Annotated in this window: 12 protein-coding genes; all 12 read left to right on the top strand. The window is 66.2% G+C overall.

The genetic code is table 11. The features are described 5' to 3' along the window. Positions 1–36: 36 nt before the first annotated feature. The 12 genes from MZC64_RS19390 to MZC64_RS19335 all read left to right on the top strand — a co-directional run bounded on the left by MZC64_RS19390 (position 37) and on the right by MZC64_RS19335 (position 11,171). A complete protein-coding gene (locus MZC64_RS19390; protein WP_247758140.1) occupies positions 37–1,035 on the top strand; it encodes an AvrD family protein in 999 nt (332 codons plus the stop codon). 48 nt (positions 1,036–1,083) lie between these two features. Then, positions 1,084–1,830 (top strand): AAA family ATPase, encoded by a 747-nt coding sequence (locus MZC64_RS19385; protein ID WP_308301038.1) that lies wholly within the window; start codon positions 1,084–1,086, stop codon positions 1,828–1,830. Positions 1,831–1,868: 38 nt separating this feature from the next. Next, positions 1,869–2,900 carry a beta-ketoacyl-ACP synthase III gene (locus MZC64_RS19380; protein WP_247758139.1) on the top strand — a complete coding sequence of 344 codons (1,032 nt, stop codon included), beginning with the start codon at positions 1,869–1,871 and terminating at the stop codon, positions 2,898–2,900. Positions 2,901–2,967: 67 nt separating this feature from the next. Continuing rightward, positions 2,968–3,234 (top strand): acyl carrier protein, encoded by a 267-nt coding sequence (locus tag MZC64_RS19375; protein ID WP_247758138.1) that lies wholly within the window; start codon positions 2,968–2,970, stop codon positions 3,232–3,234. A 74-nt stretch (positions 3,235–3,308) separates the two neighbouring features. Continuing rightward, positions 3,309–4,211, top strand: a complete 903-nt coding sequence (locus MZC64_RS19370) for a hypothetical protein (RefSeq protein WP_247758137.1) — start codon at positions 3,309–3,311, stop codon at positions 4,209–4,211. 978 nt (positions 4,212–5,189) lie between these two features. Continuing rightward, positions 5,190–5,345 (top strand): hypothetical protein, encoded by a 156-nt coding sequence (locus tag MZC64_RS19365; protein WP_247758136.1) that lies wholly within the window; start codon positions 5,190–5,192, stop codon positions 5,343–5,345. A gap of 194 nt (positions 5,346–5,539) precedes the next feature. Next, positions 5,540–6,037, top strand: a complete 498-nt coding sequence (locus tag MZC64_RS19360) for a hypothetical protein (RefSeq protein WP_247758135.1) — start codon at positions 5,540–5,542, stop codon at positions 6,035–6,037. Positions 6,038–6,434: 397 nt separating this feature from the next. After that, on the top strand, positions 6,435–7,010 hold the full coding sequence (locus tag MZC64_RS19355; RefSeq protein ID WP_247758134.1) for a hypothetical protein: 576 nt from the start codon (positions 6,435–6,437) through the stop codon (positions 7,008–7,010). A 464-nt stretch (positions 7,011–7,474) separates the two neighbouring features. Continuing rightward, positions 7,475–8,446, top strand: coding sequence for a hypothetical protein (locus MZC64_RS19350; RefSeq protein WP_247758133.1), 972 nt, complete (start codon positions 7,475–7,477; stop codon positions 8,444–8,446). A gap of 206 nt (positions 8,447–8,652) precedes the next feature. Further along, on the top strand, positions 8,653–9,138 hold the full coding sequence (locus tag MZC64_RS19345; protein ID WP_247758132.1) for a hypothetical protein: 486 nt from the start codon (positions 8,653–8,655) through the stop codon (positions 9,136–9,138). Between the two features lie 470 nt (positions 9,139–9,608). Beyond that, positions 9,609–10,097 carry a hypothetical protein gene (locus MZC64_RS19340; protein WP_247758131.1) on the top strand — a complete coding sequence of 163 codons (489 nt, stop codon included), beginning with the start codon at positions 9,609–9,611 and terminating at the stop codon, positions 10,095–10,097. A gap of 477 nt (positions 10,098–10,574) precedes the next feature. Further along, positions 10,575–11,171 carry a hypothetical protein gene (locus tag MZC64_RS19335; protein ID WP_247758130.1) on the top strand — a complete coding sequence of 199 codons (597 nt, stop codon included), beginning with the start codon at positions 10,575–10,577 and terminating at the stop codon, positions 11,169–11,171. Positions 11,172–11,542: the final 371 nt, after the last annotated feature.

The raw sequence follows: 11,542 nt of genomic DNA, 5'->3' as shown, positions 1-11,542 counted from the left end.
CTACACACCAGCTTCACCTCTCGGACAAAGGACATCATGTCGCGCGCCAGCACGGACTCACTGCACCTGCCCACCATCGAGGACTACCTCGGCCCCGCCACGACCCGATACTTCGGCGACGGCCACAAACGCACCCGCCACCATCTCCACACCATCACCCTCAGCCCGGCCATGCCCTGCACCATCACCGCCACCGCCGCGGTGGACTACCCCAGCGACTGGTCCCGCAAAGACCAGATCGACCAGCCCCCACATCTGTCCACCATCGACGTGATCATCCTCGCGGTGCGCCTGGCCGAGATCCACCTCACTCAGCACGACGGACTCTCACCCCACCAACTCGCCTCCGCCTGGCTGTGCGATGCCAGAATCAAAGCCGGAAACACCCCTGTGCAACAGGAACTCGCCGCCTTCGACGTCCTCGCCCACCTGAGCGAGCGAGAACACGCCGATGAGCCTGGCCGTGAACTCTCCACCTGGCACTGCCGCATCGGCTCCCTCACCGCCACCATCATGATCAATCACCCCCGGCCCGACCACCTCCACACCGGTACGCCCGAGCCTCACCCCATCTGGAACCCCCACCACGGCCCCTTCGGCACCGGCGTGGCCGACCGCGGACAACACCTGGCAGACATCCATCTCCGGCCCGACCACCAGCAGGCCCACGCCCACCAGATCACCTTCAACGCCACCGGGATGGCCGCGGAACCAGGGGAGGGCCTGGAAGGGCTCTACCAGCCCGCGATCAGCGTCATCGACCTCTTCGTCGCCGTCCTGCAACTGGGCCAGGTCATGCTCTACCAACTCGATGGCATCGACCGGGACACCTCCCACACGCTGTGGATGCGCCGCACCCACATCATCGCCGGCCCGCCACGCGCCCACACCGCGCAACCCTTCACCCTGCTCGCCTCCCTGTTCAACACCCAGCTGCTGCAGACCCGCACTGGTGAGACCTGGCGCCGCGCCGACATCACCTCCTACACCGACGACGGCATGGTGCGCTGCTCCGTCGCCCACCAACTGCCCTGACCCCACCAACCCGGTGCACAGCCGCACCCCTCTGCAAAGGAGCACACCATCCCCACCATCGCCATCGCCGGCACCTACTCCGTCGGCAAAACCCTGACCTCCATCGCACTGGCCCACCTCAGCGGAATCCCACGCTCGGCCGCCCAAACCATGCGCGACTTGCTCCCGATCTCCGTACCCGGCAAGACCCTCGAGGAATGCACCCCCGCCGAAATCATCATGCTGATCATGCGCCGCAACCAGGAACGCGCCGTCAACGAATCCCACCTGCCCGACGGCTTCATCTCCGACGGATCCTCACTGCACGAATGGGCCTACGGCACCGTGCGCGTCACCGTCGGGATCAACCCCAACGACACCACCGACCTGACCACCGCCGACCACAGCGACAAACTCGGCTTCTACCGCGACGTGCTGGCACAGATGGCAATCCCGGCCCACCAGCACGCCAAGGCCACCTACGACTCGTTCGTGCACCTGCCCATCGAGTTCCCGCTCGTGCCCGACGGGCACCGGCCAGTCAACGAACGATTCCGCTTCCTCGCCGACGAACTGATGCTCACCACACTCCAACAACTCCAGATCCCCTACCACACCGTCGGCGGCTCGATCACCCAACGCCTGCAGCAAATCCTCGACCTCTACCACCTCACCCCCCAGATGAGCATCACCGAGGCCATCACCCGCGCCCGCGCCGACTACGTCCGCATCGACACCACCCCCGAAACCGCCCGCCCCGCCACCATCCACCCCGCCAACGCCCGCACCGCCACCATCGTGAATGGACTGCTCTGACCCGGCCACCACCCCACTCACACCGGAAAGGCACCACCGTGGCCAACCCCACCCGAGAACGCCGCCGCAACGGCGATGCCGCCGTGGTCTGCGGCCTGGGCACCTACCTCCCACCCCGCCGCGTCTCCAACCACGAACTCGCCGCCCGCGGGGACACCACCGACGAATGGATCCAGTCCCGCACCGGCATCCGCCAGCGCCACTGGACCGAGCACGGCACCGCCACCAGCGACCTGGCAGTCCACGCAGGACAGCGCGCACTAGCCTCAGCCGGAAACTCCGACATCGACATGCTTGTCCTGGCCACCACCACACCCGACCATCCCTGCCCGGCCACCGCCCCCGAAGTCGCCAGCCGACTCGGCCTCAACCCCGCCGCCGCCTTCGACATCGCCGCGGTCTGCTCCGGATTCATCTACGCCCTCGTCCTGGCCGCCAACGTCATCACCGCCGGCAACGCCCGACGGGTCCTGGTCATCGGCGCGGAGGTCTACTCCACCATCCTCAACCCCCAGGACCCCACCACCACCGCCATCTTCGGCGACGGCGCCGGCGCAGTCGTGCTCACCGCGGGCACACCGGCCACCCCCGGAGCCATTCTGGGATACGACCTGGGATCCGACGGCACCCACAGCGATCTCATCACCATCCCCGCTGGCGGCGCCCGCCAACGATCCCAGCCCGCCACACCCACCCCGCAGCAACGCTACTTCACCATGCGCGGCAGGGAAGTCTTCAGCAAAGCCGTGCACAGCATGAAAAGCTCCTCCACCCGAGTGCTCAACCAGGTCGGCTGGACACCGCAGCACGTCGACCACCTGGTCGGCCACCAGGCCAACGTCCGCATCCTGCGCTCCGTGGCCGACGCACTCGGCATCCAGCGCCACCGCGCGGTCATCAACATCGACAGCGTGGGAAACACCGCGGCCGCCTCCATCCCCTTGGCCCTGGGCCACGCACACCAGCAACAACGCCTCCACACCGGCGACCGACTCCTGCTCACCGCCTTCGGAGGCGGGCTTACCTGGGGCTCGATCGCCCTGACCTGGCCCCAGCTCCACAGCGCCTGACCACAACCACCACCTGGCGGCACCAGCCGTTCACGACTGTCCTGAGTGGACACCCAACGGAGGAAACATGACCCGCACCCTGTCCGAGAACATCCTCGAACTCCTCATCACCGACTTCGACGTCGAACGCCATCAAGCCACCACCGACACCCCCTACGAACAGCTCGATTTCGACTCCCTGACACTGGCCGAAATCGCCGTCAAACTCACCTCCACATACGACGTCGAGGTCAGCGAAGACGACCTGCACGCCCACGGCAGCCCCGCCCGCACCGCCGCACTGCTGCTGAGCAGGGGCGTCACCACCGAGCACCGGCCTCACCAGCAGCCCTAGCCAGGGGAGACGACGACCGCCCGTTCCCCTGTCTCCTTTCCTCTGGACCCCTCCTGTGGAAGCGAGGTGTGCCCATGGCAACCACCGTTGGAATCCCCGCAGCCCAAGACAGTCGCGGGCACACCCATCCTCGCGCGGCCATCGATCGCACGCCCTCGCCCTATGAGCCCTACCGGCCCCTGCACTGCGCCGAATGCACCACCCCGGTCGTCCCGGTCGGCTCCTACGCCCGCCGCACCGCCGGTGGCGGCAGGGAACAGGTCTCGGCCTACTACCGACTGGCCGCAAGCAGCGAACACGACACAGGATGCCGCTACGACTTTCCCCGCCGAGCCGAGGAACTCATCCACGAAAGCCACGGCACCCTGAGCAAGAAGAACGGCCTCTACGAACTCCGGCTACCCGATCCCGACGCAATCGAGGACCTCCAGAATCTCCCCCCGAATATGGCAGGCAAGCCCATCGCGCGCCTGCACGTCACCACCACACCACACGCACTGGTGCCCGCCCTGGGAAGCGCCGCACAGATCGTCAAGCTGTTGCGCGATTTCGACAATGACCCGACCGCCGTCGCCCAGTTCCGGGTCCGCCACGCCGGGCAGCTCCTTACCTGGAGCCAGTTCTGCCGACCGGCAGCCCAGAGCTGCGCCATCACCATCGACCGACCCCAGCGTGCACTACTGGAACCCCACCCCCTGGCCATCCACGGCACCGTCCGGGCCACCGGCACCACCCGCAACTCCACCAGCTACAGACTCCTGGACACCCACCGAGGCCACATCGACACCCCCCACGGTTCCCGCCGGCTCCACGTGCTCATGCGCTCGTCCACCGCCGCGACCTTCGGACACCTCCAGCCCGGCGACCACTGGCTCGGATACGGCCGCTGGAAGATCTGGGTACCCAGCGACACCCCGTACGCCGAGATCCAACTGTGGGTCGACGGCCCCTGGTCTCTGGCCGCATGGCGCGACTGACCACAACACCACCAAGCGAACCCGCCACAGTCCCTTCACGTCGGTATGCCCCACCAACCACCGTCGTAGCCCGCCATCTGGGAACAGGCTCGCCGTCGAGGCTGAGTGGGAGGCCGCGGGCGACGGCACCATCGTGCACCCCCCGGCCAGTACAGCGACCCACGCACACCGCGTCACTGGAGGCTGTTTATGTGAGGCAATAATGGGATTGTCTGCTCCTCCCGAAGGGTGAAGGGGAAGGCGGTGGGGTGCCGCGAGGGCAGGGGATTCGATGGTGGACCGCTCGATGACCGGCCGATGCGGCCTGAGGTCAGGACACTCCCTGCCGGTGGTGCCGGTGGTGCCGGTGCAGCCACTCAGTCCCGGTGCACAGGCTCGATCACGTTGACCACGATGTGGTTGATGCGCACCTCTCCCCGAGGGACAGGTCCGATCCTGCCGGTCCCTGCCAGCCCACGGTGTCGCGCATCCATCGGCATCTGCCACAGCCCTGCCACCCGACGCATGCCCCACACCGGCCCCGCTGCCAGAGGCAGCGGCCACAGGGACGCACCTCCTCGACAGCACCGACAGCCCTACCGGCAGCCGCACAACAGAGACGGACTTCAGTTCTTCCCGAACGCATCGCCAGAGGGCCTGGTGGCGCGTCGCCCCAGATCTCTCCTGTGCCTTTCCTGGCGTGTCAGTGCCGGTATCCAGCATGGCACACGAACAACAGGACATCAGGGCGTCTCTGGCCGGCCACGTCCCGCAGGACTGTGTGCCCTCACCGTGCACCGCTTCTCAGACCTGGTGTGCCACCACACTCGCACACCTCCGTCCTGTGGACGGATCTTCTGTGAGGACCGCGTCTCCAGCCTGGTTTGGTCATGCCGCGGTCCTCTGTGCAACTCAAGGACTGTCCACTTCGCACAGCGAACGATCCAGACCATCGGTCATGAGGGCAAGCCGACCCAACTGCCCGGGACTGTCCTGAACATGACCAGGGCGTTCTACCTCAAGCACAACGGTGAACTCGTCCAGATCCTCGCCCTGAACAACGACAGCCTTCGCCAGGAGAAACGACCTACAAGGCACCTCACCTGCCATCGGCACACCGCAGGCAGGTGGCAGTGGTTCCTGCTGCTGCGATGAAAGCAGAGCCAGGACGGCGCCGGGCCTGACTGCTTCAGCTCACTTTCGCGCTCAGCCGGCGCCGCCCCGGCCCCGCTTGGCGACACAGCATCAGGAACCACACACCACCCCTGGATGTGCTCAGCAACCGCTCTCGTCCGTGAGCAACGCGTGTTGCTGACCTGACCCAGGAATCTTGCCAAGCGAGGAAGCTCTTGAGTCAACTGTTCTACATCGTCGGCGACGCTACCGCTCCCAGTGGCGACGGATGCAAACTCATCGCACACGTGTGCAACGACCGGGGAGGCTGGGGGAGTGGATTCGTCAACGCGATCTCCCGCTGTTGGGACTTTCCCGAGCACCGCTACCGCGCCTGGTGGAGCCGCCGCAACAGCAACGACTTCGCCCTGGGGGCCTGCCAGTTTGTCCGTGTGACAGAGGACATCGTGGTGGCGAACATGATTGCTCAACGCGGCTTTCGCATGCGAGGCAACCCCAAACCCCTACGCTACGACGCCCTTGAGCGCTGTTTGGTGACGGTGGCCGAGTATGCCCGCGACCACGCCGCCACTGTCCACATGCCGCGCATCGGAAATGGCCGAGGTGGAGGCGACTGGGACACCATCGTCTCCATCATCAAACGCACGCTCATCGCCAGGGGTATCACCACGGTTGTCTATGACCTGCCGCCCAGAAGGTACTCCTTCCGCTAGAGGGACTTCCCCGGCGATCCGGACACGCTGTGCCACACCACCCGGCCGTGACCTCTGCCCTCCACTGTCCCCATGTGCACCGGGGCCGAGAACGGCAGGCACCGCCCAGCACCACCCCGTTCTCTCCGCCAGGCACCCAGGTGCCTCGGAAGCCAGGGATCAAGCCAGCCTGCCTTCCGAGGCACCCTGTCTGGGGCTGTCAAACCCGAGCGCCCAGGCCCTGGGCCACGCGGTGATCGGCAATCCCGCCACATCAGGCCGTTTGCGTACCCGCTAACTCGTCGCCCGACCCGGCACATACCCCGGCCGAGGACGGCCTGCGCGTCACCTGCGCAGGGACGGCTCTGCCCAGACATCGCCTCCGTACCACCCAGACACCTGAGACAGGAGAACAGCAGTGGCGAGCATCAGCAACCCGGAACCTCCCACCGAGGCAACCCTCGACAGCGAAGTGAGCCTTGTGATCTGGCATCTGCACTACGCGATCGTTGGTCACATCGGGCAGGAGATCTACTTCACCCACGCCGAGGCACTGCACCATCTCGCCACAGTGGTCCGTGAACACTGGCAGGAACTCGACACACCGCACGGCGAACTCCCCGCCCCAGCAGAATCCAGCGATCACCACACAGTTTCACAGTTCTTCGGCCTGACCCGCAGCGATGCCCTCAAACGCGGCCACCGAAACGGGATCGGCGGCTTCGAGATCCGCCGCGTTCAGGTCCGAGGACAGCAACCAGCCCAGGCGTCGCTGCGTCTGGCGACCGTGACGGTGCATGACGGTGACCCCGACGACCCGAACGACGATCCGCTCCGCTACCGCATGGCCGCGGCAGGCATGGTCATCACCCTCGCCTTGCCGCCAGCGGGTCCTCTCATCGACATCAACACCGCCGGACTGCGCGGACTCCCGTACTCCCTGACGATCACCGCCACCCCGGACACCGACCACGACGAACGGGCCCCGGCTTGACCCCACGCGCACACTTCCCAGCCCGGCACCCAGAACGCGGACTCCGAGACAGTGACCTCCCAGGCTTCGCCGTTCTTCCCGGAACGCTGAGCCCCACCACCACAACCAGAAGCCCGGTATAGCCGGGCACCGCATCCGGCTATACCGCGAGCCGAGCCCCGTCGATCACCACGCGACGCCGCTTCCACCGCTACGGCAGAGCAGTGACCTCAGCCGAGGCTCGTCCCTCACCGCCACTGCGAACTGGCCTTCTGAAGCCGTTCGGACACACCCCACACGACAGCGATCCACTGTGGACGAACGACCGTCGGCGAGCCGTCGCCACCGCCAGTGCCCGCCCTGCTCTGTCGCATACCGGCCGCACCGTCAGAAGGGAACATGCTGTGCCTGAATCACACGACAACTCCGCCACGGCACCACAACGGCCTGTCGACCATGTCCTCCTGGTCACCGGCCACACAACGATGAACGCCACATTCACCGTCGATCCGGCCACCGGATGCGGCCTCTACGAGATCGCGCCACAGTCGTACCCGACCAAGCCGACCGTGCACGGGCCGATCACAGTCCAGCCGCTTCCCGCCCCCACCGCGCCACAAGGCAAGGCCGTCCGGCTGACCTTCGGGGAATTCGACAAGGCCCTGCCGACCCTGGACCATCACCGCTCCATCACGCGTCACCTGCACCTGCACGGCACCCCACTTCCCGGCTCACCGTCCATTGTGATCACCAATCCCGAGCAGGCCCTCGGCTCGTTCAACAACTCCGGCGGGGCGTGGACTCCCCAGCTCCCGCCACACGATGAAGCAGCACTGGCCCCAGTGCTCCAGGCCATCATGGCCCACTGGCGCAGTGTGCCCAACCTGGCCGAGCTACGCATCGCCGCCTACCGACACCACGCCGCCGAACGCTGGAATCACAAGCAGGACAACGCAACCGCCTACGCCAGGCACGCCGTCGCCCTGCACCAGTACAGCAACGAGTGGGTTCGCCTGGCTGCCCTCGATCTCGAACACACCGGCCTGACCCCTCAGCAACAGCACCACACCCAGAACCAGGAAGACCTCGGCGCCGCTGCCCACCTCCACCAGCTCTGGCACACCGCGTCCCTGTTCATCCAGGTAGTCCGCAACCTCAGCGACAGCGCACGGGCGGAGTTCACCGAACACCTCACCACGAGCTATGCCACCGAAGTTGACCAGCGACAACTGCCTCTAGCGCAGGAAAAGGTGGAGCAACTCGCACCGCGACACCTGCCTCCCCAGCTCGTGACCATGCTGCGCTGTTCGCCTGGAGGCCAGTTCGCACTCGCCTTCCTGCTCCAGGACTACCTCGCCGGTGAACTGCGGCACATCCTGCTCAGGCCCTGGCTGCGCATGTTTGGCCCCGGCCAGCTCCCGCCCCACCCCGCCGCAGCCTCCCGCCCCGGCCCCTGAACCGACCACGCTCCTCCCACAGCCCAGCTGCTCGACGGAGGCCACCACTGCTGAGAGGCCCACCCATCGGCGCGAACCCGGGGCATCCCAGGGATACCCGTCTCCCACAGAGCCACGCTCCTATCTGCTGAACGTCGTGGACGCGCTCGCCGCAGGCCACCAGGGCACTGCCCGGAGGACGCCGACACCATTGCCAAAGGACCACCATGCTCTTCACCTTCCAGCGACATGCACACACGCTCGTCCAGCCCATGACGCAGCTCACCGTTCATCCTCAACCGCTGCTGTGGACCGATGGCTGCCCGACCATGTGCACCATCACCGCACTGCCACGCCCACGGTTGCGCCGCGGGCGACGACGAGCACCGAGCTTCGCCACACGCTGCCGCCGCTCCGATCACCACCACTGGGTCGTCGTGAGCCGCCTGCACAGTGATCGCGAACTCAAAGTCAGCCTCGCCGCTGCCCGACGCGAGCCCGCCCCAATCTACGGCCCCGGCTCAGTCGCAGTGGCCACGCTGTACGCAGGCGCCCAGAGCTACCCCCGCCCCTGGGTTCTCGCAGCACCCACAGCCCCGACTTCACTGCTCCACGGGGCGACCATGACCTTGTACCCCAACGTGGAAACCGCATTGGTGGAACTCATCGACCAGTTCTTCGGCGCTCGCGAAGACCGCGACCGGACAACCTGAGTCACCACCTCGCGGCTCGATCAGTCCAACTGTCCACTAAGGACACCACTCGATCCCCGTCGGTCGCACTACCGGTGGCCCCGTCTCCACCTCCGGGCAACGTTCCCAGCGGAACACAATGCAACGCTGCCCAATCAGACGGACTGCGCGCCTTGCCTCACCGGCCCACCATCTACAACAGACGGATGTCGGCTGATGCAGTCGACTGAGAACGGACTCTTGACCTTCCCCTGAAGCGGGACAACCGGTTCCGAGCCCTGGACCGCGACGCGCGAGCGGCAGCACCAAGGCGAGCCAGCACTACCCGGTTCGACCTGACTGTGCCACAGGCACATTCCCAGCGTCGCGACGTGTCGGCGTCGATACGGCCGACGTGACAGGTCCTCGAGCGGACTTCTCCCCTCTCACGCCGAACCTGCGTCGAACTCGCCACAACCTGTCATCTGCATTCCCGTGAAAGGACAGCGCTGATGTCGCCACGATCGTTGATCGGCTGGCTTGAACGCGACGGAACCTACCGTGCCAGGCGGTGTCACCAACTTGGCTACCCGAGCTACCTGGTTCCCCAGCTGGGGGATGCCCTGTGTCAGCGTCACCGCGGCGATGTCCACGCCCTCTCAGGGGAGATTCTGTGCCATGACTGGTGGGCCATCGGCACCAATCCCGCCGACCTCAGGCGGGCTCTGCGCCGCGCAGGCCAGAAGGAGGGCACAGGTGTTGCAGGGCACGAGGGAGTAGGCATCCGGTACTACTCTGCCCTCCAACCGGACACAGGCACGATCCACGAAGTTCCCGACCCCGACTACGAGTGGCTCCTGCTGTTCACCCCGGATCACCTGACGATCTGTCGCAACAGCGGGCGCCAGCGGCGGTGGCGCCCTGTTCTGTACCCGCCTCTGGCCGAGCTTGCCTATCCAACCCAGCTCGCGCATCCCGACTACTACCTCCACTGCGCCTAACGCACCCCACCAGCGGCGGGTGCCACAGCACCTGCAGTACCAACAGAACCACTCGCGGCCGCCGCCGGTGTATGCGCCCCTCGGCTCAAACCCGCGGTGTCGCGCGGATGCTGTTGGCCCTGCGTATAGCCAGCGGCACCAAACAACCCCACTGTCCCAAGTCGCTGGCCTGCTCGCCTCGCCAAGCAGGTCACGTCACAGAAAGGCAGACAGCACACCGTGCACGACACTATTGCCGACCTGTTCCGACCCGGCCGCACCCGAAATCTGCGGATCAGACCAAACCTCCAACCCAGCACACTGCTACTCAACGGCAACCTCTGGGTCCTTCCCCAGCCCCTGCCTGGTGCCGTGGACAGCCACCTGGTCCTCATCCATCGAACGCTCGACCAGCACAACCTCCAGCACCTCGCCTCCACCATTGTCGGGTTGCCCGGTGTGCTCACGCCTGGACCCACCGGGTTCACCCACTGCGGCGTGCCGCTGATCGCCCCGGATGAGGCGGCCGCGGATTCCCTCACCTGGTTCATCGCCCCAGGCTTGACCCTGAGGGAAACCCACCAGAGCACCGAACTGACCACAGCGCTCCCACCGAACAGGTTCACCCCCTGCTTCTCCCTGCGCGGCAGCCAGTGGCGGCGACTGGCCCAAGCCCTCCTGTCCGCAGACCTCTGGCAGGAGCACCTTGCCGGGCTCGCCCGCACCGTCGCGGCAACGCTGCGCACCCAGCTGAGCGAGCAGGCACGCGCAGACAGGGGAGTACTCATCCGGATCTTCCACCGCATTGACGACAACCGCGCGGTGGAGATGTTCAGCTACCGCGACAGCACTTCCCACAACGTTCAGGAAGTGCTGCGCCAGGTCCACAAACACCTCACCGATGTCCCCGAGCAGAGTCCCGGTGCTCCTGTCGCCCATCCGAGGACTAGGGGAGCCACCGATGAGCAAACCCTGCTGGTCGGCGACCTTGTCGCCGTCGATGGCGAGTTCTATCGGAACGAACTCATCGAATGGAGGCGGGTCGCCCCACCCGCGGTCATCGAGAACGCCCCTCCTGGCGCCACACAACCGTGACTTACCTGACCCCTGCTGACGGCAGAAGCGTTGTGGGGCAACGTCCACTCAGTCCACAACAGTACCCAGCGAAAGGACCTCACAGTCTGCGGTGGGCACTCGCGCCTGTGACGCCTGCTGGCCGTGATGCGTTGACGGTCCATCCACCGCGCCGAGAAACCCGCACTGTTTTAGGAAGCGGGACACGCCCAGGCGTGGTTCGCCTTCCCCACGGAGTGAGAGCTCCAACGCCGGAGGATCGAGAATGACCACCACCCCAACGTCCTCAGTGAACAGAACTCGCCGGAATCCCCGGAGACCTCAGACCAGCCGCCTTCAGACCCCTGCACCGAAAGGCTGGCTCCCCTGTGCCTGCGAGTAGACGAACTGCG

It is taken from the genome of Crossiella sp. S99.2 (assembly GCF_023094165.1).
Taxonomy (GTDB): Bacteria; Actinomycetota; Actinomycetes; order Mycobacteriales; family Pseudonocardiaceae; genus Crossiella.
This window is presented reverse-complemented; position numbering and strand designations above follow the sequence as displayed.